The 25,046-nt window shown below is 40.1% G+C and carries 28 protein-coding genes; 25 read left to right on the top strand and 3 right to left on the bottom strand.

All coding sequences use genetic code 11. The annotated features are described in order from the left end of the window. Positions 1-46: 46 nt before the first annotated feature. Positions 47-637 carry a zinc dependent phospholipase C family protein gene (locus DWW85_RS07800; protein ID WP_117808262.1) on the top strand — a complete coding sequence of 197 codons (591 nt, stop codon included), beginning with the start codon at positions 47-49 and terminating at the stop codon, positions 635-637. A 91-nt stretch (positions 638-728) separates the two neighbouring features. Here DWW85_RS07800 and DWW85_RS07805 read toward each other — a convergent pair whose 3' ends face one another. Next, positions 729-1,310: a chromate transporter gene (locus DWW85_RS07805; protein WP_021943179.1), complete on the bottom strand. Its 582-nt coding sequence runs from the start codon at positions 1,308-1,310 to the stop codon at positions 729-731. After that, positions 1,307-1,873 (bottom strand): chromate transporter, encoded by a 567-nt coding sequence (locus DWW85_RS07810; RefSeq protein WP_008402150.1) that lies wholly within the window; start codon positions 1,871-1,873, stop codon positions 1,307-1,309. The genes DWW85_RS07805 and DWW85_RS07810 overlap by 4 nt, the downstream gene beginning before the upstream one ends. 178 nt (positions 1,874-2,051) lie before the next feature. Here DWW85_RS07810 and trkA point away from each other — a divergent pair, with 178 nt between their 5' ends. After that, positions 2,052-3,461, top strand: a complete 1,410-nt coding sequence (trkA, locus tag DWW85_RS07815; protein ID WP_117808263.1) for a Trk system potassium transporter TrkA — start codon at positions 2,052-2,054, stop codon at positions 3,459-3,461. Between the two features lie 37 nt (positions 3,462-3,498). After that, a complete protein-coding gene (locus DWW85_RS07820) occupies positions 3,499-4,959 on the top strand; it encodes a TrkH family potassium uptake protein (RefSeq protein ID WP_117808264.1) in 1,461 nt (486 codons plus the stop codon). Between the two features lie 59 nt (positions 4,960-5,018). On the opposite strand, the gene DWW85_RS07825 is transcribed toward DWW85_RS07820, so the two are convergent. Then, a complete protein-coding gene (locus tag DWW85_RS07825) occupies positions 5,019-6,275 on the bottom strand; it encodes a PucR family transcriptional regulator (protein ID WP_117808265.1) in 1,257 nt (418 codons plus the stop codon). 419 nt (positions 6,276-6,694) lie between these two features. Between DWW85_RS07825 and gabT the strand changes: the two genes are divergently transcribed. The 22 genes from gabT (at position 6,695) to DWW85_RS07935 (ending at position 24,980) form a co-directional block, all read left to right on the top strand. Continuing rightward, positions 6,695-8,053: a 4-aminobutyrate--2-oxoglutarate transaminase gene (gene gabT, locus DWW85_RS07830; protein ID WP_117808349.1), complete on the top strand. Its 1,359-nt coding sequence runs from the start codon at positions 6,695-6,697 to the stop codon at positions 8,051-8,053. A 301-nt stretch (positions 8,054-8,354) separates the two neighbouring features. Further along, positions 8,355-9,122 carry a YdcF family protein gene (locus DWW85_RS07835; protein ID WP_181983874.1) on the top strand — a complete coding sequence of 256 codons (768 nt, stop codon included), beginning with the start codon at positions 8,355-8,357 and terminating at the stop codon, positions 9,120-9,122. A gap of 192 nt (positions 9,123-9,314) precedes the next feature. After that, positions 9,315-10,070 (top strand): response regulator transcription factor, encoded by a 756-nt coding sequence (locus tag DWW85_RS07840; RefSeq protein WP_242996095.1) that lies wholly within the window; start codon positions 9,315-9,317, stop codon positions 10,068-10,070. A 21-nt stretch (positions 10,071-10,091) separates the two neighbouring features. Beyond that, entirely contained in the window at positions 10,092-11,675 is a 1,584-nt protein-coding gene (locus tag DWW85_RS07845; protein ID WP_117808268.1) for a HAMP domain-containing sensor histidine kinase, read from the top strand. A 33-nt stretch (positions 11,676-11,708) separates the two neighbouring features. Then, positions 11,709-13,268, top strand: a complete 1,560-nt coding sequence (locus DWW85_RS07850; protein WP_117808269.1) for an AMP-binding protein — start codon at positions 11,709-11,711, stop codon at positions 13,266-13,268. A 17-nt stretch (positions 13,269-13,285) separates the two neighbouring features. Then, on the top strand, positions 13,286-13,513 hold the full coding sequence (locus tag DWW85_RS07855) for an acyl carrier protein (protein WP_021943190.1): 228 nt from the start codon (positions 13,286-13,288) through the stop codon (positions 13,511-13,513). Between the two features lie 116 nt (positions 13,514-13,629). Further along, positions 13,630-15,219 carry an MBOAT family O-acyltransferase gene (locus DWW85_RS07860; RefSeq protein WP_021943191.1) on the top strand — a complete coding sequence of 530 codons (1,590 nt, stop codon included), beginning with the start codon at positions 13,630-13,632 and terminating at the stop codon, positions 15,217-15,219. 17 nt (positions 15,220-15,236) lie between these two features. Beyond that, positions 15,237-16,373 (top strand): SGNH/GDSL hydrolase family protein, encoded by a 1,137-nt coding sequence (locus DWW85_RS07865; protein ID WP_242996097.1) that lies wholly within the window; start codon positions 15,237-15,239, stop codon positions 16,371-16,373. A 324-nt stretch (positions 16,374-16,697) separates the two neighbouring features. Next, positions 16,698-17,684 (top strand): 2-hydroxyacid dehydrogenase, encoded by a 987-nt coding sequence (locus tag DWW85_RS07870; protein ID WP_117785778.1) that lies wholly within the window; start codon positions 16,698-16,700, stop codon positions 17,682-17,684. A gap of 14 nt (positions 17,685-17,698) precedes the next feature. Continuing rightward, a complete protein-coding gene (gene truA / locus DWW85_RS07875) occupies positions 17,699-18,448 on the top strand; it encodes a tRNA pseudouridine(38-40) synthase TruA (protein ID WP_117808270.1) in 750 nt (249 codons plus the stop codon). 19 nt (positions 18,449-18,467) lie between these two features. After that, positions 18,468-19,169, top strand: a complete 702-nt coding sequence (locus tag DWW85_RS07880; RefSeq protein WP_117808271.1) for an AzlC family ABC transporter permease — start codon at positions 18,468-18,470, stop codon at positions 19,167-19,169. Between the two features lie 2 nt (positions 19,170-19,171). Then, entirely contained in the window at positions 19,172-19,480 is a 309-nt protein-coding gene (locus DWW85_RS07885; RefSeq protein WP_117808272.1) for an AzlD domain-containing protein, read from the top strand. Positions 19,481-19,636: 156 nt separating this feature from the next. Further along, entirely contained in the window at positions 19,637-19,774 is a 138-nt protein-coding gene (locus tag DWW85_RS13110) for a helix-turn-helix transcriptional regulator (RefSeq protein WP_243175725.1), read from the top strand. Further along, entirely contained in the window at positions 19,713-20,093 is a 381-nt protein-coding gene (locus tag DWW85_RS07890; RefSeq protein ID WP_347465154.1) for a hypothetical protein, read from the top strand. Before DWW85_RS13110 ends, DWW85_RS07890 begins: the two co-directional genes overlap by 62 nt. A 647-nt stretch (positions 20,094-20,740) precedes the next feature. After that, positions 20,741-21,046, top strand: coding sequence for a DUF6442 family protein (locus DWW85_RS07900; protein WP_147340238.1), 306 nt, complete (start codon positions 20,741-20,743; stop codon positions 21,044-21,046). Between the two features lie 2 nt (positions 21,047-21,048). After that, a complete protein-coding gene (locus DWW85_RS07905) occupies positions 21,049-21,255 on the top strand; it encodes a helix-turn-helix transcriptional regulator (protein ID WP_117808274.1) in 207 nt (68 codons plus the stop codon). 81 nt (positions 21,256-21,336) lie between these two features. Continuing rightward, complete coding sequence (locus DWW85_RS07910; protein WP_117785785.1) at positions 21,337-21,762, top strand: N-acetyltransferase; 426 nt, start codon at positions 21,337-21,339, stop codon at positions 21,760-21,762. A 37-nt stretch (positions 21,763-21,799) separates the two neighbouring features. Beyond that, the gene (locus DWW85_RS07915) at positions 21,800-22,078 is read left to right on the top strand and encodes a PPC domain-containing DNA-binding protein (protein WP_330584435.1); all 279 of its coding nucleotides are present in this window, start codon (positions 21,800-21,802) and stop codon (positions 22,076-22,078) included. A gap of 62 nt (positions 22,079-22,140) precedes the next feature. Then, complete coding sequence (locus DWW85_RS07920; protein ID WP_008402179.1) at positions 22,141-22,521, top strand: VOC family protein; 381 nt, start codon at positions 22,141-22,143, stop codon at positions 22,519-22,521. 166 nt (positions 22,522-22,687) lie between these two features. Next, positions 22,688-23,290 carry a Type 1 glutamine amidotransferase-like domain-containing protein gene (locus DWW85_RS07925; protein WP_015534087.1) on the top strand — a complete coding sequence of 201 codons (603 nt, stop codon included), beginning with the start codon at positions 22,688-22,690 and terminating at the stop codon, positions 23,288-23,290. A gap of 60 nt (positions 23,291-23,350) precedes the next feature. After that, positions 23,351-23,914 carry a GNAT family N-acetyltransferase gene (locus DWW85_RS07930; protein WP_117808275.1) on the top strand — a complete coding sequence of 188 codons (564 nt, stop codon included), beginning with the start codon at positions 23,351-23,353 and terminating at the stop codon, positions 23,912-23,914. A gap of 130 nt (positions 23,915-24,044) precedes the next feature. Then, positions 24,045-24,980: a hypothetical protein gene (locus DWW85_RS07935; RefSeq protein ID WP_055145659.1), complete on the top strand. Its 936-nt coding sequence runs from the start codon at positions 24,045-24,047 to the stop codon at positions 24,978-24,980. The last annotated feature ends 66 nt before the right edge of the window (positions 24,981-25,046 follow it).

A 25,046-nucleotide genomic window follows, 5' to 3' on the forward strand; every position in this document is an offset into this window, starting at 1 on the left:
AACAACGGAAAAGTTGTGCCGAGTTAAAAGTGGGAAGGAGACTGATATGAAAAAAAGAAGTCATTTATTTGTAACCAGAGAAATCATAGAACAGGTTCCACAGAACAAAAGGAAGTGGTTATTGTTAGGCAGTATTCTGCCGGATATATTGGTTCATACCTATATTAAGAAGCATACCTGGAAAAGTTCATTTGATAATACAGTCAACCGGATACAGAAGCTGGAAGAAAAGGGGAAGAACAGCAGATATTCTTTCCTGAAACTCGGATATGTACTTCATTATGTGGAGGATTTCTTCACATATGCGCACAACTCCATTTTTGAAGGCGGTTTTTCTGAACATGTTGCATATGAAAGTGGATTTCAGAAGTTTTTATTTGGACATGGACATGTAGAACAGGAAGAAACGAGTCGGATCGGTGAAATGGTTCATTCTGTGGAGGAAGCGGTCGAGTATCTGAAGAAAAACCATGCACTGTATATGACGGAGGCCGGAGATAATGAAACGGATGCACGCTATATTCGGAATGCATCAAAAACCATCGGTACGTTTCTGGTACGGGCATTTGCCATGAACAGTGTGGCAGCAGAGGAGTATGTTCCGGCATACGCACTTGCTCCATCCTATCGAAAATAAAAGGCAGAGCAATCTGATATAAAAGGATAATTATGACTGCCAATGAAAAATATGAAGTCACCTGATACTTTGCATTGTATCAGGTGACTTTTTATCTGATGTGTTCGGCAATCACGGATACCACGATCCCCAGAACCGCGGAAAGCAGGATCAGGGAGATCGCTGACAGCTTTTGCTTCCATTTGCGCCGGATGAAGAAATAGATTCCTGCAAGCAGGCACAGAATAATGATAGCAGGGATATTCACATCATATTCGGATAAGCTGACATATCCGGTAGACTTTAACAGCATGTTGATTCCGGTTGCAAGGATCAGGGCCAGGATAACCGGTTTGATGCCATACAGGAAGCCCTGCACGTAGGTATTTTTCGTCAGATTTTTTAAAACTGCGGCAATTAATAATATAATGAAAAAGGACGGCGTGATGACACCGAGAGTAGCGACGATACCGCCCGGAAGTCCTGCCTGCGTCGATCCGACATAGGTCGCCATGTTGACTGCAATCGGACCCGGTGTAGATTCGCAGACACCGATGAAATTGTAAAAGGCATCTTCACTCATCCAGTTATGGCGGATGACAGCATCCTGGATCAGCGGTATCATGCCGAAGCCGCCTCCGAAGCTGAACAGTCCTACTTTAAAGAATTCAATAAACAATGTCAGATATATCATTTGTCTGCATCCTCCTTTCGGATTCTTTTAAAAGAGGTACAGAAAATTCCGATGATGCCGCCTGCGAGGATCAGAAGAATTGCATTAACGGATTTGGAAAGCAGTTCTCCGATCACCATGATTATAAAAGTAACTACAAATACAAGAACCGGTATTTTTTTTCGGTCGAGTGTTTTCATCATGCTGATTCCGGTTGTAAGGATCAGAAAAGCAACAGCACATTTAATGCCAACGAAGGCATACGCTACATATTTATTTGCAATGAAAGCATCAAAAAACAGAGAAATGACAAATATAATAATAACGGATGGGATACAGACACCGAGGGTGGCTGCCAGACTTCCGCGGAAGCCTCTTTGTTTATAACCGACAAAAGTAGCGAGGTTGATCGCCAGTGGCCCGGGCGTTGATTCAGCGATCGCAATCACTTCGATCAGTTCGTCTTCCGTGAGCCAGTTCCGTTTTGCAACCACTTCTTCCCGGATCTGTGCGATCATCGCATAACCGCCGCCAAATGTAAATAATCCGATTTTGAAAAAATTAATAAATAAAGAAAATAACATATCAAATCCTCCAGACAGGAGTATAGCACAGAATCAAACTAAACTTTAGATAAAATTTTCAAATATCACTGTACATATAGAAAAAAGATGTTACAATCAAGATTGACGCTATAATAAAGTGAGTATTTTATGCACAAAAGTATGTATAATATATAGCCGAAGTCGGTGGAGGTAAGTGATGTTTAAGCAACGAGGCGCGAAGAAAACGGGTCTTAATATATTGATTATAGGATGCGGTAAGGTCGGAACGGCACTGACCAGACAGTTATGCAAGGAAGGGCATGATATAACAGTCATTGATAAAAATGCGGATAAGGTTGAGATGAACGTCAATCAGTATGACGTTATGGGAATCTGCGGAAATGGTGCAAGCTACAGCGTGCTGATGGAAGCCGGTGTGGAGAATGCCGATCTTGTGATCGCAGTAACAAATTCTGACGAGCTGAACCTGCTTTGTTGTACGATCGCAAAACAGGGACGTGACTGCGCAACGGTAGCGCGTGTCAGAAATCCGGACTACAGCAAGGAGATAAAATATCTGAAAAAGAGTCTGGGACTTACCATGGTCATCAATCCGGAGCTTGAAACAGCAACGGAGGTTGCACGTGTACTTTATATGCCGACGGCTTTGGAGATCAATTCCTTTGCACATGGTCAGGCAGAGATGACGAAGATCAAGATTCCGGAGCATAATATGTTAGACGGACTGTCTGTGGCACATCTTGGTCAGCAGCTTATGGATCGAGCGAAGAATATCAATATTTTGATTTGTGCGGTTGAAAGAGATGGAGAAGTCTATATTCCATCCGGTCATTTTAAACTGCATGCAGGAGATGTTCTTTCGTTTGTAGGATCCCGTCCGATGAGCCGTGCATTTCTTGATTTTATCGGATTCAAGACAAATCGTGTCAGTGATGCGATGATCGTCGGCGGTGGTGACGTTGCATATTATCTTGCAAGTCAGTTGATCAATATGGGAATCAATGTAAAGATCATTGAGAAAGAGAAGGATCGTTGTGAGCGACTCAGTATTCTGCTTCCGAAAGCAGTTATTATCAATGCAGACGGAACCGATCAGGACGTATTAAAGGAAGAAGGCTTAAGCAATGCAGAATCCTTTGTTGCTTTAACCGGGATTGACGAGGAAAATATCCTCCTGACACTGCACGCCAGACATGTTTCAGATGCAAAGACCATCACGAAGATCAACCGTAGTAATTTCAAGGAAATAATTAATAATTTGAACCTTGGAAGTGTATTTTATCCGAGTTTTATTACAGCGGAGACTATTACTGCTTATGTTCGTGCGAAATCAAATACACGTTCCATGAACAGCAGTGTGCAGACGTTATATCATATGTTTGATTTCCGGGTAGAGGCGATCGAGTTCCGTGTGGATGAAGCATCCGAGGTAACGGGTAAGCCACTGATGGATCTGAAGTTAAAGAAGGATGTGCTGATCGCATTTATCAATCGAAACGGTACGATCATTACACCATCCGGTCATGATACGATCGAAGTCGGGGATACCGCTATGGTAGTAACGACCCATACAGGATTTAATGATATCAGGGATATTCTGGTATAAGTAATGAGTATTTTTGTAAAAGGGAAAACAGGAAGCTATGAATCGGTCAATGATTTTATACGTAGTCGGACATGTGATCATGCTGGAGGGGGTTATGCTTCTTCTGCCATGTCTGGTTTCGTTGATTTATCAGGAAAGTGAAGGAATTGATTATCTGGTGATGGCAGTCATCTGTATGCTGCTTGGAGCCATCATTGTAAAACATAAACCTAAAGTAAATGTATTCTATCTGAAAGAGGGTTGTATCGCTACAGCATTGAGTTGGATAGCACTGAGTATATTTGGTGCACTTCCAATGTGCATATCAGGAGATATCCCATCTTTCACAGATGCGTTATTTGAGACGATCTCCGGTTTTACAACCACAGGAGCCAGTATCTTAAACGATGTGGAAGCATTATCCCGGACGACGTTGTTCTGGCGAAGCTTTACACACTGGATCGGTGGCATGGGTGTGCTGGTGTTTCTGCTTGCGGTATTGCCGCTTAGTGGCGGATCAAATATCAATCTGATGAAAGCAGAGAGCCCGGGACCTTCTGTTGGTAAGCTTGTACCGAAGATCAAGTATACGGCGCGAATATTATATGTTATCTATATTGTATTAACGGCTATAGAGATCATCTTGTTAATAGCCGGGAAAATGCCGGTATTCCATGCATTCTGTACCGGATTCGGAACAGCGGGTACAGGTGGATTCGGAACAAAGAATGATAGCTTTGCCAGCTTTTCGCCATATCTGCAGTGGGTGGTAACGATCTTTATGATCTTATTCGGTGTGAATTTTAATGCATACTATCTGATTTTATTTGGCAATATCAAAAAGGCATTGAAGATGGATGAGGTGCGAACCTATTTCCTCATTATTGTGGCGGCGATCGCAGTTCTTGTATTGAATCTGATTCATACAATGGATGGATTCTGGACAGTACTCCGTCATGCATCGTTCCAGGTCGCTTCGATCATAACAACAACCGGATTCTCCAGTGTGGATTTTGACCTGTGGAACCAGACATGTAGGACGATACTGGTTATTCTGATGTTCATTGGTGCATGTGCAGGCAGTACCGGTGGTGGTATCAAGGTATCCCGATTTATCATCGTGGTAAAAAGTGTGATAAAAGAGTTGAATTCCTATCTGCATCCAAAAAGTATCAAGAAGATCAAAATGGACGGCAAGCCGGTAGAGCATGAAGTGGTACGTGCGGTAAATGTATATTTTATAACATTTATCATCCTGTTTACAACATCCGTACTGCTGATCTCCTTTGAGGGAAAAGATATGACATCAAACTTTACTGCGGTTGCGGCAACGATCAATAACATCGGACCGGGACTGGAGCTGGTAGGACCAACGAAGAATTTTAATGTATATGGTACATTTTCCAAATATGTGTTGATGTTCGATATGCTTGCCGGAAGACTGGAGCTGTTCCCATTGCTCTTGTTGTTCTATCCGCCGGCATGGAAAGAATTACTGGCGGTCAGACGCAGAAAATAACAGGCCAATTAATGACCGGATATATGATGTACATGATATTAAAATGTGTTGCAGCAGATTCAGGGAAACAAATCCAGATAACTATGAACTTGAAATGCGGTCATCAGTTCAAAACGAGTGGACGGATCATCTAAAGCAAGATGTAAGTCCTCCCTTAATATACGGACACGATAATTGACGGTGTTCCTGTGACAGAACAGGGCACCGGCAATTTTTTGTATACTGCCATCACAGAGCAGATACTGATAGAGTGTTTCCAGATAATTCGTATGGTGCTGCTCATCGTATGTAATGATGGATCCCAGGGTATCGTTTACATATTCTCTAAGAACATCCATATCACTTACAGATAAAAGAAGCTTATAGAATCCCATATCATCGAAGAAGAACAGGCTACTGTTCTTTTTTTGTGCCATCAGGGCGGCGCACCGTCCCTGTAAAAATGCCTGACTTAATCCAATCAGATCTTTGGTTGGCGCACTGATTCCGATATACATGGAAGTTGTTCCGGCAGATTCTCCCATATAATACAGAAGCCGTGTAAGCTCCTGTTCAAGCCGTTCATTTGACCGTGCGGGGCTGATCAGCAGAGTATAGTTGGTGCCGTTGACAAATGTATATGGCAGATTATAGATTCTGACCAGACGTGTCAACAGATTCTGAAGAAAACTTCCGGCGGTATTTGCATAACCGGATGAGATGGTGGAATGCTCAGACTGCTGGATAGAGGTATTTGTCTGTGCAGCGGTTGGTTTCATGGATGCTGTATCACGCAGATCTGATATATATACGAGATGGTATTGTGCATCCGCCTGAAAACCATGTTCATATAAGACAGGCAGGCTGATTTCCATCAGAGCTTTGTCATTTGGGTGAAGGATCACGCGCGAAAGGGCTGTTGAGATTGCCTGACTGGTCTGGGTATCATCAAATATCCGATTGTAATAATCGTGTGTGATATCGAAGATCCGCGTTTCCCATGGCATAAGAAAGAGCGGGTAATGCTTCCGATCGCACAGCATACGGATACGGTCGGAGATATCGGAACGGTTCAGATGTCCGCCGATATTGATAATAAGGCCGCAGGTTTTATGCTCGATCAGCCCTTTGATGAAGTTATATAACCAGTATTCATTTCCGCATAGAACGCCGGTCGTAATGATCAGTTCACCGCCATGCAGGAATTCCAATGTACCGGGATCTTCTGATATATAGACCCAGTTCATGAGGTTATCCAGCCCTTCTTCTCCTGCGATCAGATCCAGACCATAGGTGTTTTTTGTCTCTTTATATAAATCTCTTAATAGTATTGCCATGTTCAGGATTCCTTTCTTGGCAGCGTTTGATAATTATTATTCGTCTATGGATAAGACGTCAGTTCAATCAAAATATGATCTGCGCGTATCGGCTTGGCGGTGGCTTATTGATTTGAAGCAGTTTGAACATGATTGCCTAATATTTGCTTAATTATATAAGGTTTATATTAGCTGCTGCTTAATATAATAAACCACTGATTTGTGCTATGAATTACAATAACCCAACAATATCATAGAAAATATGTGTCTGTCAAACATATACTTGTGCTATCAGCACAAAACAGGGCGGAAGTTTTTGTGCTGATGGGATATGGTGATCGGCTTTTATGAATGGCATACTGTAGAAAATTTACAAGAGCAAATAAATGAGCGGCACAGATATAAAGGCCGTCCGTATAAGAAGATGGAGGATGATACATATATTAAGAACAGATTTACCGGAAATAATAACAGAGACTTTACCCGGTCCTAAGGCACAGGCAATTATAGACAGAAGAGCACAGGCAGTTCCAAATGCGATCCGTTGCGGATATCCGGTCGTTATAGAACGTGGTGAAGGCGCCATGATCGAGGATGTTGATGGCAACAAGTTCTTGGACTGGATCGGTGGTGTCGGTGTATTGAATATCGGATTTTCCCAGCCGGAGGTTGTTGAAGCAGTAAAAGCACAGGCAGATAAATATTTCCACGGCATGTTCAATGTCGTAACACATGAAGGCTATGTAGCACTCGCAGAGAAGTTATCCGGTATTGCACCTGTAAAGGGCGACAGCAAGAAAGCATTCTTTGCAAATAGTGGTGCAGAAGCAGATGAGAATGCAGTTAAGGTAGCAAAGGCATATACAAAGCGTCCAAATATCATCGTATTCTCCGGTGCATTCCATGGTAGAACACATTTTACAATGGCGATGACATCCAAGAAAGCATATGCAAAAGATATGGGACCGTTAGCAGCCGGTGTGTTCCGTGCACAGTTCCCATATTATTATAGAAATCCGGAAGGAATGCCTGAGAATAAGGCAGTTGATTACTATATCAAATCTATCTACGATGTATTTGAACAGTGTGCGGCAGCGGACACGATCGCAGCGATCGTTGTTGAGCCGCTTCAGGGCGAAGGTGGTTTCATCCCTGCACCGATCGAATGGGTAAAAGCAGTCCGTAAGATCTGTGATGAAAATGGTATCCTGTTGATCGCAGATGAGGTACAGAGCGGTTTCTGCAGAACCGGTCGTATGTTTGCTTCTGTTTACTGGCAGGAGGCCGGTGTAGAGCCAGATATCATCGCAACAGCAAAATCCATCGCAGCCGGCGTGCCATTATCAGCCATTATTGCAAGAACTGAGGTTATGGATGCAGTTCCGGCAGGAACGATCGGTGGAACCTATTGTGGAAATCCACTGGCATGTGCCGCATCCTTAAAGACGATCGAGATTATGGAGAGAGATCATCTGGCAGAGCGTTCCTGTGAGATCGGTAAGAAAGTAACAGAGCGTTATCTGGAAATGCAGAAGAAATATCCGGTTATCGGTGATGTCAGAGGACTTGGCGGTATGATCGGTATCGAATTCGTAAAAGATCAGGAAACAAAAGAACCGGATGCAGCATTTACATCTGACCTGATCCAGACTTGTGCGAAGAAAGGTCTGTTAGTAGAAGGTGCAGGAACCTACAACAATGTAATCCGTTTCCTTGCACCACTTGTAATGACAGATGAGCAGCTTGCAGCCGGTCTTGATATTTTTGAAGCATCTATTAAGGAATGCCTGAAACATTAATAATCATTAGAAATTATAAGAAATAATATTTAATGGTTTAAAATCATTTTAAATTAGCGTAAATACAGTCATTTTGGATAATGAATTGTTCCAAATGGAGCAATCCGTTGCCTGAAATGGCTGTTTTTTGTTAAAAACAGTATATAATTATGTTTAAATATAATGTAACCGGATCATTTATAAATCTTAACCGCTCCGCAATAGAGATGATGGCATTTTGATGCATTTGGATGCTATAAACATGGAGTGAACTCCAGAAAAGGGAGAATTATATAAAAAGACGGGAGGTATGCAGGGAAAATTGAAGAAATTATGGCTTAGAATAGTATTATTCATAGCAGGATTTGCAGGAGTATTCATATTTCTGTATCCATTTGTTACGAAGGGGATTAAAAACATAGGAAATCTTACGGGAGTTGTTCTTGGCATCTGCCTGATCTTATATGCGGCATGGTTCCACAGAGTGAATCGCTGGGTGAAAAAATGGATGACCCGGACTGCCGGAAAAGTAATATGCGGGATCGTTTTGCTGATTGTATTAGTTGCAGTTGGATTTGCGGCAGCAGGTACGATATGCATGATACGGGCATCGAAGAGCACTCCGAAGGATGAAACGGTTATGATCGTGCTTGGCTGTGGTGTAAATGGCGACCGCCCAAGCCTAATGCTGACGGAACGCTTAGATGCGGCATATGATTATCTGAACACACATGAAGAGGTTGTGTGTATTCTGTCCGGTGGACAGGGAAAAGGTGAGAATATCAGCGAAGCGGAATGCATGTACCGGTATCTGACAGAAAAAGGCATTGCGCAGGACCGTTTATATAAGGAAGACCGGTCAACCTCGACCAGAGAGAATCTTCTATATTCAAAGAAGATCATAGAGGAGAAGAATCTGGATCCGCAGGTTATTATCGTAACAAATGAATTTCATGAATACCGTGCATCTGTTATTGCAGAACATACAGGTATAAAACCATCGGCGGTGTGCGGGAAAACAGCGTGGTGGTTATTGCCAACTTATTATCTGAGGGAACTTTACGGAATCGTCTTTGAATGGATTTTTTAGATAGCTTAAACAAAAAACTTAAGAATCTTAAAAATTTAGATACAAAAAGGATGTAATTTTCTGGTATAACCTGACTTAACAAATCTTAACAACACCTGACGCATACTTGAATTATAGATGCAAATGCTATAATGTTGGGGTGGTTATTGAAAGTTAAAATCAAGGCATATTAGAAAAAGAGAGGATATGGTTATGATTTTAGAAAATAACAAAACAATAGATGGAGAGAAGCAAAAGGGATTGCTGTCCGAACAGGAAGCGAAAATTCTGATCGTAGATGATGAAAAGGATATTCGGAAGCTTGTAGGTATTTACCTGAAAAAGCAGGGATATAAAACACTGGAAGCAGAGAATGGACAGATGGCGATCAATGTTATGAAAGAACATTCGGATATTGATCTGGTTATTATGGATATTATGATGCCTGGAATGTCGGGAACCGAAAGCTGTGCGGCTATCCGGGAATTCTCATCGGTTCCGGTGCTGTTCTTAACAGCCAAGACACAGGAGCCGGACAAAAATGAGGCATATGATATTGGTGGAGATGATTTCTTAAGCAAGCCTTTTGAACAGGGTGAGCTGATCCGGAAGGTGAAAGCACTGATCCGACGTTATAATGTTTATAAAGGAAGAGAAGATAATGCGGATGGAATACTTCGTGTCGGAACAATATCAATCGATCCGTATAAGCGTGTGGTAACGAAAGAAGATGAAGTCATCCATCTGACGGATAAAGAATTTGCACTGCTGTTTTTCCTTGTGAAGAATCGTGGTAGATCCTGGAATCTGGATGAACTATATGAGAATATCTGGCAGGAAAAATATCTTCCTTCATCGTCAAATACGGTCATGGTGCATGTGCTCAGGCTTCGACAGAAGATCGAGGAGAATCCGGCACAGCCTGAGATTATAAGAACGATTTATGGAAAAGGATATCAGGTGGATTAAAGCCTGAAAAGGTCAGACAGAATGAAAGACAGAGAAACGAGACAAAAGAATAGACGGGAAAAAAGAACAGACGAGAAGCTTACCTTAAATACGAAGCTGATTCTGGTTATTGCAGGAAGTCTGTTACTTGCAGTCGGTTTGTTCTTCGTCTGGCTGAAAACTACAGTATATATAATTGACAAAAACTATCTGAATGAGACAGCCACAGCCCGGCGGACAGAAGAGAAGATCGACCGCTTTTCCGATTATGTCAGGGATAATAAGGTGAAATCAACAGATATGAATGCTATTCTCAGATGGCAGCAGGAAGAGGGAAGTGTATATCTTCTTGTATATCAGAATGAGAATGTAATATATGATTCAACAAAACAGAAAAGACGTACCGCGATGGAGCGTTTTTTTAATAAGATAACAAATGGAAACAAGAAGGGCAGAAAGCTTGCAGAGTCTGAAGAAGACAAGAAGCAGATGCTGAATAATATTAAAAACAAACGGCTGGTTGAGATTTACAGGAAGAAAAAAGAATATAAGAGACAGACAGAAAAGACAAATGAAAATGTTGGCAATGATATAGCATCTTCTGAGTCAGAATATAAAGAAACAAATCCGGTCGATACTTCAGATGTAGAAGAATTAGCATCTCAGTATGGAAATTATGCATTTTATTCTGTGCGGTTCGAGGATGGTCTGTATGATGTCTGTATCGTGGATTACTCAGAGAAAAGAGTTTACTATTTCTGGATGACAATTGGTTTTCTGGTGTGCTCGTTTATCTTTATGATGTTTGTTATGATCTATAACGGTCGTGTGGTAAAGCGCGTAAGACGTCTGACACGGGAGGTATCCTGTATTAAAAAGAAAGATATCAATGCTGCTATCACGAAGTCCGGGCATGATGAGATCTATGTGCTGGCGGATAATATTGACAGTATGAGAAATTCAATCATTCAGCAGATGAGCAAAGAAAAAGAAGCCTGGCAGGCGAACCGGGATCTGGTCACAGCAATGGCACATGATATCCGGACACCGCTTACGGTATTGAATGGGTATCTGGATCTTCTGGAAACAAGTGAATTTGATTCGGAAGAAGAGTATAAGCAGTACGTTGATATCTGCGTGGATAAGGCAGGGCAGTTAAAAGATCTGTCAGACAAGCTGTTCCGTTACTTCTTCGTATATTCCGGACATACGGATGAACTGAAGATGGAAAAGTTTCCCGCAAAAGAATTTTTCCAGCAGATGATCGGTGAATATATGTGTCTGTTAGAAGAAAAAGGAATCACATTCCAGGTCAAGACGGAGAATAATTCACCGAAGATACAGATTGATGCACCGCATCTGAAACGGTTGTTTGATAATATATTTACGAATATAAGAAAATATTCGGATTACAGCAAACCGGTAGAGATTCAGTATAGTACCTCTGATACGAAGGTAACATTGGTGATCAGTAATCATATAAGCAAAAACAGAAATGAAGCAGAAAGCACAAGGATAGGAATTAAGACCTGTGAGAAAATTGCACAGGAAATGAACATAGACTTTTCAGTAAAAGAGAAGAAAGGGCAATATACAGTAACACTTGTATTTGCAATCGTGGAATAAAGGAGGTCCGGACAGGTTCCGGTAAAGAAAGATATGAAGAATGTACTTGAATTTATTGAAGGCTCAGTAGCTAAATATCCAGACAAATTAGCAGTTGCCGATGTTAACGGAGGACTCACTTATAAAGAACTGGAGAAAGCTGCAAAACAGGTTGGAGCATGGTTATATCAGGGACTTGGCGGATGCAAGAATCGTCCGGTTGTTGTACTTCTTGATAAGGAGCCGAAGAGTGTGGCAGCATTCATGGGTGCTGTATATAGCGGAAACTTTTATGTGGTCATAGATGCGGAGATGCCGGTTGACAGAGTGAATAAGATCTTAAAGGCATTGAAACCGGAGGCTGCCATAACCGATGATAAGCATCTCGATAAAGCAAAAGAACTGCATGTTGAAACAGAGGACGGCAAGGGCTATGCACCAAAGATTTTCAATCTGGATGAGATGGATCAGGAAGCAGACCAGAGTTGTCTGTCAAAGGTAAGAGCCAATATGATCGATACGGATCCGGTGTATGCATTATTTACTTCCGGTTCGACAGGTGTTCCAAAGGGTGCGGTTATATCACATGCAAATATTCTTTCTTATATTACATGGTATACAGAAGCCTTTGATATCAACGAGACAACAATATTTGGAAATCAGACCCCATTTTATTTTAGTATGTCTGTTTCAGATTTATATAGCACATTGAAAAATGGCGCAACATTGTATATAATACCAAAAGCATATTTTTCATTCCCAATCAAGCTCATGGAATTCCTGAATGAGAAAAAGGTTAATACGATCTACTGGGTTCCATCGGCGCTTTCGATCATTGCAAATTATAAGATGTTCCAGTATGCTAAGCTTCCGGATCTGAAAAAAGTGTTATTTGCAGGCGAGGTTATGCCGACAAGACCATTGAATTACTGGATCGAGAATCTGCCGGATGCCATGTATGCAAACCTGTTTGGCCCGACAGAGACAACCGATATTTGTACCTACTATGTGGTAAACAGAAAGTTTCGTGACGATGAGCCCCTTCCAATGGGAAATGCATGTAACAACTGTGATGTATTTGTACTTGGAGAAGATGGCAAGGTGGTTTCGCCGGAGATCAATCCGGAGACAGGCTTCAGTGCAGAAGGTGAATTATATGCCAGAGGTTCCTTTGTCGCTCTTGGATATTATGGAAATGAAGAAAAGACAAAAGAAGCCTTTGTCCAGAATCCGTTAAACCCGAATTATCCGGAACTGATCTACAAGACAGGTGATCTTGTAAAATATAATAAATATGGCGAACTGGTCTATATATCAAGAAAAGATTATCAGATCAAACATATGGGTTACCGTATCGAGCTCGGCGAGATCGAAGCGGCTGCCGGTGCAATCGAAGGTATCCGAAGCTATGCATGTATCTACGATGATGCAGAGGATAAGATCGTATTTATATATGAAGGTAAGAAACTGGATGATGCATTCCTGCTTGGGGAATTCAAGAAAAAAGTTCCACATTATATGGAACCGAACCAGTTTGTAAGAGTGAAGAGTATGCCACACAATCAAAATGGAAAAATTGATCGTAAGTGGTTGAAAAATAACTATAAATTATAAGAAATGAGGAAAAAGAAATGGATGAATTATTAGAAATTTTAAACGAAGTAAAACCAGGTGTTGATTTTGAAAATGATACAGACCTGATCGGCCATGGCGTCTTAGATTCCATCACAATGGTAACACTTGTTATGGAATTAAATGATGCATTTGATATCGAGATCACACCTGTAGATATCGTTCCAGAGAACTTCAAAACAGTTCAGACGATCTATGATATGATCCAGAGACTCAGTGATGATTAATTAGTTTACAGACTGAGGAAAAAAGGAATACTGGGAATAAACCGGACGGCCTTTTGTAATACGTACAGAAAATGGCTGCCCGGTAGATTTTCGGTATCAGTGATAGGGAGAAAAAAATGTCTTATACATCTATAGCTTATTTGGGATTTATATTGATGGGATCCTTCTTTTTCTACTCGATCGTGCCATTAAAGCACAAATGGAAGGTTCTGCTGATATTCAGTTATCTGTTCTATTTTATTAATTCCGGAAAATATATTGTATTTATATTGTTTAGTACCTTGTCGATCTATTTTGGCGGTCTGCTGCTGAATAAGATTGATGATGGTTTCAGTATGGCGAAGAAAGCCTTGCCAAAGGAAAATAAAAAGGAATTCAAGTCGATCATCGGATGGCAGAAAAAATGTGTCTGTGTATCCATTGTATTATTAAATCTTGGTATTCTGGTATATCTGAAATATTCCGTATTCTTCGGACAGGTGTTCTGTGATTTATTAAGTATTTTCCATATTAAGATATCCAATCCAATGCAGAATATGATGCTGCCGCTTGGTATCTCGTTCTACACTTTATCGGCGATCAGCTACATTGTAGATGTATACCGTGGTAAATACAAAGCCTCCGATAATCTTGGAAAGGTTGCTTTGTTTCTGGTATTCTTCCCACATATCGTGGAAGGCCCAATCGGACGTTTTGATCTGCTGGGAGATCAGGTATATGAAGGACATCCGTTTGATTATAAAAATGCAACAATGGGACTTCAGCTTGTGTTCTGGGGTCTGTTTAAGAAAATCGTAATTGCTGACCGTGCAAATATGTATGTAAATCAGATTTTTAATTTCCACGATCAGTATGATGGACTGTATGTCATCATAGGAATGCTGTTGTACACCTTACAGTTGTATGCAGAGTTCTCCGGTTGTATGGATATCGTCCGCGGTAGTGCGCAGATGTTTGGCATCGAGATGTCAGAAAACTTTGCAAGACCGTTTATATCAAAGACAGTCAGCGAGTTCTGGAGAAGATGGCACATGACACTTGGTGCATGGTTTAAGGATTATGTATTCTATACCATCTCTCTATCCAAGGCATTTATGAAGCTGAGCAAGAAGACAAGAGAGAAGTTCAATGCGTTCTTTGCAACGCTGATCCCGACCTCTATTGCCATGCTTGCAGTATGGTTTGGAACCGGTATCTGGCATGGAGCAAGCTGGAAGTATGTTATGTACGGTATTTATTACTGTCTGATCATGATCCTCGGACTTCTGACAGAACCATTATTCAGAAAATTATTTGAAAAAATGCATGTGAACCGCGAAGGTAAGATATATAAGGCTCTTCAGGTTGTGAGAACCTTTATCTTTGTTAATATCGGTATGCTGATGTTCCGTGCAGATGATCTGAAGATCTTCGGACAGATGTTTATATCGATGTTCCGGAATCTGTCATGGGATCCAATCCGCTATGGTGAATTGTTTGATGTCCGGATTGGTATGAGTGATTTCTTGTTACTGCTTTTTGGAGCAATTGTGTTGCTGTTGGTTGGCTTGTATCAGGAACAGGGACGTCATATCAGAGAAGATATTGCAACAAAGAATATTGTATTCCGTTGGGTATTATATTATGGACTGATCTTTTCCGTGATCATCCTTGGAGCATATGGAAGCGGATATGAAGTCGCAGGCTTTATATACGCACAATTTTAGGATAGATGGTGAACGATATGAAAAAAGACAAAACAAAAAATATAATAAAATGTATCCTGTTTTTCATCATTTTCTGTGTACTGATGGGAGTTCTGTCGGTTGTATTCTATCCGAAGACCAGTGACCCGGAAGGTGGTTTGTCAAATCCAAATGCCAGAGGCTTCTATGGAGAACCGAGAAATTCGCTGGATGTTGTTGTCATGGGAAACAGTAACGCATACAGTGCCTACTCTCCAATGATGATGTGGAAGAACTATGGAATTCCAACCTATGTTGCGGCGGAGGGAGCGCAGAATATTGCAGAGACAGTCAATGTCCTTCAGGAAGTACTGACCTGCCAGAAACCGAAGCTGGTTGTTTTGGATGTGGATCTGTTGTGGCAAGGTAAGACACAGGTATCCAGAGTAGAGGGAAATGTCAAATCCCTGATCTATAAATATATTCCGATCATGAAGTATCATGACAGGTGGAAAACACTGGCACTTAAGGACAGCTTTAAGAAAAAATCATATACTTATCGTTCCAGTACAAGAGGTCAGTATCTGAGCAGAACGGTTATGGCTTATACAGGTGAAGATAAGATGGTAGAGACAAAGGATATTGAACCGGTACCGAAGTCTTCCAGAATTTTTCTTAAGATGTTCCTGGATATCTGCAAAGAAAACAATGTTGAAGTTATGTTTGTTGAGATGCCGACAGCAAGCTCATGGAATTATAAAAAACATAATGGTATGACACAGTATGCGAAGAAATTAGGAATCCCATTCCTTGATCTGAATACGGTAAAGGGCAAAAATAAGATCAACTGGGGAACAGATACCAGAGATGGCGGAAAACATCTGAACTGTTACGGTGCAAGAAAAGTAACAAGAGAGATAGGAAAATATATTTCAAAACATTATTCATTTGAAAATAAGAAAAAAGATTCCCGGTATACTGACTGGAATAAACAGTATAAGGTATACAAAAAGTATATGAAGAATCCTGCAACTGTTATTACGGTAGATGAGAATGGCGAACAGACTCAGACAACCGTTGAGGCCGAAAAAATAAATAAACAATCGGCCGGGAAAAAGGATAAAAAGAAGGACAAAAAGAAAACGAAAAAAAGCAGTGACAAGAAAATTACGACAACTACAAAAAACAATAAGTAATAAATAATATGAACAGGAATGATCAGAAGGATTGAAAGAATCAGAAGACAATTCCTGTGAGAAAAGAGATTGTTTTGTATCGGTAAAAGATACAGGATGATCTCTTTTTATCTGTAAAGAGTGTTGGGTGATGAGAAACGATTTGTAATAGATAATTTTATTTGTGTAAATACATGGATGTTGTGATAAAATGGCAATGAAATGTAAATAATAGTTGCAGAAATATAGAATAGTACAGGCATACCGAAAAATAAGCGAAAATATGGCAGTATACGATGCTTTTACTGATGTCTGGCAGCAGGATATGATAGGAGGATATGGAATATGAAGATTTTATTTTATGATACGAAGAAATATGACAGAGATTCATTTGAAAAGATATTACCGGAATATTCAGATCTGGAGGTAGAGTTTTTAGAAGCAGACCTTTCGCCGAGAACAGCAGCTCTTGCAAAAGGATATGATGCGATCTGTGCATTTGTAAGTTCCGATGTCAGTGAAAAAGTAGTTGAGTGTCTGGCTGTAAATGGTGTAAAATTAGTGTTAATGCGCTGTGCCGGATTCAATAATGTAGATCTGGATGCAGCAAACCGTTGTGGTATTACGGTGCTCCGTGTTCCGGGTTATTCACCGGAGGCGGTTGCAGAGCATGCGATGGCATTGGCACTTGCGGTTACCAGAAGAATCCATAAGAGCTATATCAAGGTTCGTGAGAATAATTTCAGTCTGGTAGGTCTTACAGGTATGAACTTCTATGGCAAGACCGCGGGTATCATCGGAACCGGTAAGATCGGAGCGGCTATGTGCCGGATTTGTCATGGATTTGGTATGAAGGTTCAGGCATATGATATGTACCGGAATCCATCCCTGGATTTTGTAGAGTATGTGGATCTGGATACGCTGTTATCGACCAGTGATCTGATCTCCCTTCACTGTCCGCTGACAGATGATTCGTACCATATGATCTGCACAGAGACGATCAATAAGATGAAGGATAATGTGATCCTTGTAAATACATCGAGAGGCGCCCTGATCAAGACGGAGGATCTGATCACGGGAAATCGAAATAAGAAATTCTTCGGTATCGGTCTGGATGTGTATGAGGAAGAAACAAATAATGTATTTGAGAATCGTGAGGATGATATTCTGGAATCCTCGATCACGGCAAGACTGCTGTCATTCCCGAATGTCATCGTAACCTCCCATCAGGGCTTCCTGACGGAAGAAGCACTGGAAGCAATCAGCCGTACCACACTGGACAATGCGAGAGATTATGAGAATGGCACGATCAAGGATATAAACGCCGTGTAGAAAAGGAAACGATTATGCAGAATTACAGATTTCTGATCGCCTATGATGGAACGAGATATCATGGGTGGGAACATAAAAAAGACGTTGTGACCGTACAGGGAAAGATCGAATCAGTGCTTTCCCTGATGGCAGGCGAAGAAGTACGGATCAACGGAGCGGGAAGAACCGATGCAGGTGTGCATGCAAGGGCAATGGTCGCAAGCGGCCCGGTTCCGACAGATAAGACACCGGAGGAGATCCGAGATTATATGAATCATTATCTGCCGGATGATATCTGCATTTTGGAGGTTACTCCGGCAGCAGAACGGTTTCATGCAAGATTTAATGCAAAGGGCAAGCACTACCGTTACACGATCTATTGTGGCAGGCTGAAGCCGGTATTTGACCGGAAATACGTCTGGACTCTGGATGAGGGTGAGACGATCGACTGTGAACGGATGCGAAAGGCAGCAGCTTATCTGGTCGGTGAACATGATTTCAAGAGCTTCTGTGGCAATAAGCAGATGAAGAAATCGACGGTTCGGAAGTTATTTGCGATCGATATTAAGGAAGATGGCGATTATGTGATTCTTGATTTCCACGGAGCCGGATTCTTACAGAATATGGTTCGTATCCTGACCGGTACTCTGGTAGAGGTCGGGGCAGGCAGAATGGAACCGGCATACATGGAAGAGGTGCTTACAGGCCGGTGCAGACAGCTCGCAGGGCCGACCGCACCACCACAGGGCTTGTGCCTGATGCAGGTTGATTATGAAAAAAAGTAATATGGAGTAAGTAGTACAAATGAATGAATTTAGAAACGGGCTGAAGGATGGAATCCCGATCGCCCTGGGGTATTTTGCAGTTAGTTTTAGTTTTGGTATTCTTGCGATCAAAGGCGGACTCAGTGTCTTTCAGGCAGTTCTTACCAGCGTTACAAATGTTACAAGTGCCGGTCAGTTTGCCGGACTTCAGATCATCATTGCCGGGGGAACGATCCTTGAGGTGATCCTTACCCAGCTTATTATCAATCTGAGATATGGTCTGATGAGTCTTTCACTTACGCAGAAGTTAGCTGACGATGTAGGCATCTGGAAGCGTCTGATCATCGCATTTGCAAATACAGATGAGATCTTTGCAGTTGCAATGGGATATTTCAAAGAAGTGACCTTTCCGTATATGTTAGGACTTCAGATCCTTCCGATCCTTGGCTGGGGCGGTGGTACATTTGCCGGAGCAGTAGCCAGCGGGCTGCTTCCAAAGTCTGTGTGCAGCGCACTCAGTCTTGCACTTTATGGCATGTTCGTGGCAATCGTTGTTCCGGTTGCCAAGAAGTCAAAATCTGTGTTATTTGTGGTATGCGTTGCAGCTTTGTTCAGTATCCTTTTATATTATGTTCCGATATTCCACTTTATCTCGACCGGAATATCGATCGTTATATGTACAGTAGCGGCAGCAGCAATCGGTGCGATCGTTGCACCGGTTAAGAAAAAAGGAGAAGAATAGAGATGAGTATATATACATATATTATCGCAATGGCGGTTGTCACATATCTGATCCGTGCAGTGCCATTGGTGTTATTCAGAAAAAAGATAGAGAATCGGTTTTTAAGTTCGTTTTTATACTATGTGCCATATGCCTGCCTGACGGCACTTACCCTTCCGGCGATTTTCTACAGTACGGAAAGTGTTATCAGTGCGATTGCAGGATTTGTCGTAGCGGTTATCCTTGGTATCCGTGAAAAAGGGCTGGTAGTTGTAGCGGCTGCCGCCTGTGTGACAGTGTTTGTAGTGGAGAGAATATTGGCGTTTTTATAGGGGGTTGTGAATCCGAAAAGTGAGGACAAAGAACTTGCTATATCGCCGACCTGGAATGTAAAAGACTTTTGACACGCTAAAAACCTTGATGTCAATGTCCTTTGATAGCGAAAATATGACTTTTTGATTAGTATGAGTATACCAGGAGGTGAAGAGATGGAACTCGGAAAACAAATAAAAAAACATCGTCAGGAAGTACAATTATCCCAAGAGAAGTTAGCCGATCGAGTTTATGTTTCAAGACAAACAATCTCAAATTGGGAAAATGAACCGCTATGGAAAAATCTACACTAAAATGCTGATTGTCACTGCAGTTTCGGCAGTTCCGCTATTTATGTGGCTTGGCGTTTGGGCATTCATCCCTTGGGGAATCATTTGGGCACTCTCTATGTACTTTGCCTTTCAGGTTGAAAAGGTAAAAAAAGATAATGATGTTCAAACCTATAAAGAAATTGTTGCATTTTCTGAGGGGAAACTATTGGATGATATACAAAAGCAGAGAGAAATAGGTAAACGCCCATATCAGAAGATTTTTTTAGTTATAGGTAGTGCACTGATAACATTTGTTGTTTGCGTATTAATCGGATTTCTGATGCATATTTTTATGAACTAATAGTGGTAGACCGTAAACTTCCGGTTTAGAGAGAACGTAGAAATGATTCGATTTTGTCCAAAGGATGAGATACAAAATACAATATACGAATAAATAAAGATGATTGGTTTTATGATAAGACTGGTCGTCTTTATTTTTTCGGAGTTTGATATGCAACTATAAGGAATTAAAACTTAGTGAAAAAGTGCAGTAAGTTTTAAGTTGTAGGAGTATGCTCCATGTATGACTGTTGAAGATGCGATTAATTATTTGATGTTAAGCGTGCTACAGTGAGTGAGCATATTTCCAATATTCTTTCTTCAGGAGAATTAGATGAGACTTCTGTCGGTTTTTCCAATAAAAGTTCTGGAGGAAGAAAACCCAAGATATATAATCTTAACATGATACTTTCAGTAGGATATCGTGTTAATTCAAATTTTTAGCTGGAAATAATGCACTTTATAAAAAGGGACAGAAAAGGATAAGTGATGGTGCATTGGTAGCGATAACATTGATGATTGCTGAGTCTAATCCAGAGGAAAAAATATCATGGTAGACTTGATAAAGTCTACCTTTTATTGCAAATAAAACTTGACAAAAACTTGACAAGTGTACTTGGCAATGTTATGCTTTTGTTGCAAATAAAACTTGGCAAAGGAGATTGGATTATGGAAAGAAAAGAAATTTTAAAAAGAGCACAGGATGAAAAATTGGATGAAAGAGAACTTCAAGTAAAAGATAAGTCTATGATGTGGTCATATATTGTTATGGTGATTATGGCATCTGTATTTTCCTTTATTCGATCAGAACAAGGTTTACCTATGATGGACTTATGTGCAACTGTTAGTGGTTCGGTGTGTGCAGCAATGACATATCGATTTATTAAAACACGGAATAAAGAACATTTGGTTATATCAGTTATTATGTTTGCAACAGCGATTATGGCAATTGTTAGATTTTGCATGGGGCATTAATTATGAATGATTCACTTGAATTGAAAAATAATATTAAAGAAGCTCGAACTGAAAAAAAATTATCACAGGCTGCATTGGCTGATTTGGTAGGTGTATCTCGTAATACAATTAGTTCGATTGAGACGGGACAATTTAACCCTACTGCAAAGCTAGCATTATTATTGTGTTTTGCTTTGGAAAAGAAATTTGAAGATTTGTTTTATTTTTAGAAAAATTTTGTCAGATTATGAAATGGTTGTTTTTTTACAATAAAGAGAGCAATAACTTCAAGTTTATGGAGAGCCACCGTTATGATTAGAGAATTTCAAAGGGATGATATAAATAAAGTTGCGGATATATGGTTGGGTACAAATATAAAGGCACATAATTTTATCCCCGCCGAATACTGGAAAGGCAATTTCAAATCAGTAAAAGAAGCACTGTCACAAGCAGAGATTTATGTGTATGAGTATGATACAGAAATACAGGGCTTTATAGGGTTAAATGATGAATATGTTGAGGGCATTTTTGTTTCTGGTGAAATGCAATCGCAGGGTATAGGTAAAATTCTGCTGAATTATGCAAAGGATAAAAGAAATAAGTTGTTCTTGAACGTATACCAAAAGAACGCACGGGCAATATCCTTTTATAAGAGAGAAGGATTTGAGATTCAGCATAGTGGCTTAGATGAGGCTACCGGAGAAAAAGATTATGTAATGACATGGCAACACAAATAGAAATTCCAGAAGGGAGAAACAAAACAATGATTTTACAATCGGAGTATATAAGACAGATGAGAAGAAATATTACTCAAACAGTTTTAAAGGGTATTATGAAATTACATCACTGACAGGTACGATCAATACAATGGATGGAGAATATTATGCGCATCTTCATATGAGTGTCGGAAATGAGAAAGGTGAAGTGTTTGGAGGGCATCTGAACAGAGCTGTCGTGAGTGCAACCTGTGAGATGGTAATTACGGTCATTGATGGAAAAGTTGACAGAGTTTATGATGAAGAAACAGGGCTTAATGTATTTAAGTTTGATTAGATGCGTTCTTATGATATTATATTTCATGTATTCAAACAAAGTAGGAAAGAGGTAAATACACCATGAATTTGAAAAAAGTTCATCATATTGCCATTATTGGGAGCAACTATGAGCAATCAAAGCATTTTTATGTGGATCTATTAGGTTTTTCTATTATTCGAGAAAATTACAGACCAGAACGTGATGATTACAAAATTGATCTTCAACTCGATGAGATGGAATTAGAACTTTTTATTATTAAAAATTGTCCGAAGCGCCCCAGTTATCCAGAAGCTTACGGTCTCCGGCATCTTGCCTTTGCTGTAGACTCGGTCGATAATACCGTAAGAGAATTGAATAAAAGGGGCATCATAACTGAGCCGATTAGACTTGATATTTACACAGGTAAAAGAATGACATTCTTTTATGACCCTGACAATCTACCATTGGAAATTCACGAATAAAGTATTGCAGTTAAAAGATGTGCCCTGTTTTGGACTGTGATTTTATAACTTCAAGTTTGCAGAACTGACCCAAAAGAGCTCGAAGGAGCTCTTTTTGCTTTTTTATAATAGTATCATTATGGTATAATAGAGACATTAAAATCGGGATTTATAAAGGAGAATATTGATGAAACTATTTTTATGTTCGCACTTTTCAAGTGTAGGAAGTCTGATAAAGGAAGAAATTGAAAATAAGAAAGTCGCATTTATTCCAACAGCTTCGTTGCGTGAAGGCTACACCGGTTATGTCGGCTCGGCTCGAAAATTATTCAAAAAGTTGGGAGCAATCGTAACTGAAATTGATATTTCAACGGAGGCTTATTCAACGATACAGTCTGTTTTTGAAGATGCAGATGTGATATATTTTACCGGCGGAAATTCTTTCTTTCTTATGGACCAACTCCGTAAAACAAGAACTGATGGGTTGCTAAAAAAGGAATTGGCAAATGGAAAATTGATGATCGGCGAGTCGGCAGGCGCAATTATATGCGCTCCAAGCATCCAATATATCGAGCAAATGGATGAAAAGCCGGAGGACTACTCACAAGAAGATGATGCAGGGCTTGATTTGATTGATTTCTATGTTCTTCCGCATTATCTTACAGCACCATTTAAGAAAGTTACCGAGAAAATAATGACTGAGTTTTCGGATTTGAATCTATGCCCTATTAACAACCATCAGGGAATTGTAATTGATGGTGAAGGTTCAAAGGTTATTTGCAAAGACTAATTTGAAAAATCCTTTTTGGAAACTGGAAAATCGGAATTTTCTTGATGGTGGAGGATGCGTATGGAACATAAGGGCACAATTAGAATAGAAACAGATAGATTAGTTCTTAAACGACATGTATTAGATGATGCAGAAATCATGTTTAAAAACTGGGTAACAGAAAAAGATGTAACAAAGTTTTTAAGTTGGCAACCGCATAAAAATGTCGACGAGACAAAGCAATTACTAATTGATTGGATAGAATCGTATGATAAGCAGGATTTCTATTTTTGGACAATTGAGTTAAAAGATTCGCATGAACTGGTTGGAGATATATCAGTAGTAAGTCTCGATGAGGCAACAGAAAGTGTGGAGCTCGGGTATGGTATTGGAAGCAGATGGTGGGGAAAAGGTATAACTGCAGAAGCAGGAAGGGCATTGGTAAAATTCTTTTTTGAAGAAGTAAAAGTCAAATGTGTATATGCAAAGCATGCTGCAGGTAATCCAAACTCAGGAAGTGTAATGCAGAAAATGGGAATGAAAAAAGAAGGAATAATTAGGCAGTCGGGAACCTGTAATCAAGGTATTGTGGATGAAGTTTATTATTCCATACTTAGAAATGAGTATTTTAGTAATGATAATTGATGAAAAAATCTAATTTAGCGACACACTCGAAAATTTCAGTTTGTAGGGAACAAATCAGACAATTTTATAATAAAACAGCGTTAGAGCATTTATGTGTGAGAGAAAAATCAAGTGTAGGAGAATACATGACATGAAATATACGAATAAGCATATAAAAGAAGAATACAAATTCAATCAAATGTGGCGGACGATCGGAATGATTCTCTTATTGATAGGAATATTTTTGGTGGCATTTGGATTGATTCAGACAAAGAGAAAGATGGATTGTGTTCGACCATTTGAACAGGTATTACAGGAAGAAGCCAATCCTGCGAATCAGACAGCATATATTGATATTATCCAGGTACCGGAGAAACTGGCAGAAAATAAATATGAAGGATATTACCTTGTAACAACGGCAGAGGAAAGCTATATTGTAGGGATGCAACCGGAACAGTTTGCAGATTTGAAGCAGAGAGTTGAAGAGAATGGTACGGCAAGAGTGGAAGGCATGACGAAAGTTGTGACTGACGAGAACGTAAAAAAAATAATAAGTGAGTATATCAATTACAAATTTATTTATATATGTATGACGAAGCTTACCTATGGAAAAATACTCAAGGAAGGATATTTTGTGAATCTGGATATCGGAGGCATCTTAATATTGATTGGAATTTCGATGGTATTAACCCAGGTGCGTGCGATTAAAAAATACAGACATCCATTGGCAGAGCAGATTGACGAAGAATGTAATCAGCCGGAAGCTCTCTGGTTTAATGATTTTAGGATATATTTGACAAAGAACTTTCTTGTATCTGTATATGGTGGAAAGCTGACTGCACTGGATCTGGCAAAGGTACGATTGACAAGACTGTTTGAAACAGTGAAGGGAAGCATGAACGTTATCACTTTGGAGGTAACGACAACAGAACAGGAGAAAATAACTGTCAGCGAGAATGAATGGTCATTTTTTACAATGAATGAAGAAGAGATTACTTATCTGACAGATGTATTCGGTAAAAGAAATATTGAATTTGTTTGTGAGATTCAACCAGATGAAGAAATCGATGAAGACGAAGAGTTTTGAAACGGAAATATTCAAAGGATGGAATTGGGATATTGCATACAATATAATAAAAAAGGTACAGATTTG

This window comes from Clostridium sp. AF17-21AC (genome assembly GCF_003461365.1).
Lineage (GTDB): Bacteria > Bacillota > Clostridia > Lachnospirales > Lachnospiraceae > Coprococcus > Coprococcus ammoniilyticus.

Bases quoted from the DNA above. Each gene is read 5' to 3' on its own strand.
- DWW85_RS07800 (WP_117808262.1), top strand. From the start codon at position 47: ATGAAAAAAAGAAGTCATTTATTTGTAACCAGAGAAATCATAGAACAG.
- DWW85_RS07805 (WP_021943179.1), bottom strand. From the start codon at position 1,310: ATGATATATCTGACATTGTTTATTGAATTCTTTAAAGTAGGACTGTTC.
- DWW85_RS07810 (WP_008402150.1), bottom strand. From the start codon at position 1,873: ATGTTATTTTCTTTATTTATTAATTTTTTCAAAATCGGATTATTTACA.
- trkA (WP_117808263.1), top strand. From the start codon at position 2,052: ATGTTTAAGCAACGAGGCGCGAAGAAAACGGGTCTTAATATATTGATT.
- DWW85_RS07820 (WP_117808264.1), top strand. From the start codon at position 3,499: ATGAATCGGTCAATGATTTTATACGTAGTCGGACATGTGATCATGCTG.
- DWW85_RS07825 (WP_117808265.1), bottom strand. From the start codon at position 6,275: ATGGCAATACTATTAAGAGATTTATATAAAGAGACAAAAAACACCTAT.
- DWW85_RS07840 (WP_242996095.1), top strand. From the start codon at position 9,315: ATGATTTTAGAAAATAACAAAACAATAGATGGAGAGAAGCAAAAGGGA.
- DWW85_RS07845 (WP_117808268.1), top strand. From the start codon at position 10,092: ATGAAAGACAGAGAAACGAGACAAAAGAATAGACGGGAAAAAAGAACA.
- DWW85_RS07850 (WP_117808269.1), top strand. From the start codon at position 11,709: ATGAAGAATGTACTTGAATTTATTGAAGGCTCAGTAGCTAAATATCCA.
- DWW85_RS07855 (WP_021943190.1), top strand. From the start codon at position 13,286: ATGGATGAATTATTAGAAATTTTAAACGAAGTAAAACCAGGTGTTGAT.
- DWW85_RS07860 (WP_021943191.1), top strand. From the start codon at position 13,630: ATGTCTTATACATCTATAGCTTATTTGGGATTTATATTGATGGGATCC.
- DWW85_RS07865 (WP_242996097.1), top strand. From the start codon at position 15,237: ATGAAAAAAGACAAAACAAAAAATATAATAAAATGTATCCTGTTTTTC.
- DWW85_RS07870 (WP_117785778.1), top strand. From the start codon at position 16,698: ATGAAGATTTTATTTTATGATACGAAGAAATATGACAGAGATTCATTT.
- truA (WP_117808270.1), top strand. From the start codon at position 17,699: ATGCAGAATTACAGATTTCTGATCGCCTATGATGGAACGAGATATCAT.
- DWW85_RS07880 (WP_117808271.1), top strand. From the start codon at position 18,468: ATGAATGAATTTAGAAACGGGCTGAAGGATGGAATCCCGATCGCCCTG.
- DWW85_RS07885 (WP_117808272.1), top strand. From the start codon at position 19,172: ATGAGTATATATACATATATTATCGCAATGGCGGTTGTCACATATCTG.
- DWW85_RS13110 (WP_243175725.1), top strand. From the start codon at position 19,637: ATGGAACTCGGAAAACAAATAAAAAAACATCGTCAGGAAGTACAATTA.
- DWW85_RS07890 (WP_347465154.1), top strand. From the start codon at position 19,713: ATGTTTCAAGACAAACAATCTCAAATTGGGAAAATGAACCGCTATGGA.
- DWW85_RS07900 (WP_147340238.1), top strand. From the start codon at position 20,741: ATGGAAAGAAAAGAAATTTTAAAAAGAGCACAGGATGAAAAATTGGAT.
- DWW85_RS07905 (WP_117808274.1), top strand. From the start codon at position 21,049: ATGAATGATTCACTTGAATTGAAAAATAATATTAAAGAAGCTCGAACT.
- DWW85_RS07910 (WP_117785785.1), top strand. From the start codon at position 21,337: ATGATTAGAGAATTTCAAAGGGATGATATAAATAAAGTTGCGGATATA.
- DWW85_RS07920 (WP_008402179.1), top strand. From the start codon at position 22,141: ATGAATTTGAAAAAAGTTCATCATATTGCCATTATTGGGAGCAACTAT.
- DWW85_RS07925 (WP_015534087.1), top strand. From the start codon at position 22,688: ATGAAACTATTTTTATGTTCGCACTTTTCAAGTGTAGGAAGTCTGATA.
- DWW85_RS07930 (WP_117808275.1), top strand. From the start codon at position 23,351: ATGGAACATAAGGGCACAATTAGAATAGAAACAGATAGATTAGTTCTT.
- DWW85_RS07935 (WP_055145659.1), top strand. From the start codon at position 24,045: ATGAAATATACGAATAAGCATATAAAAGAAGAATACAAATTCAATCAA.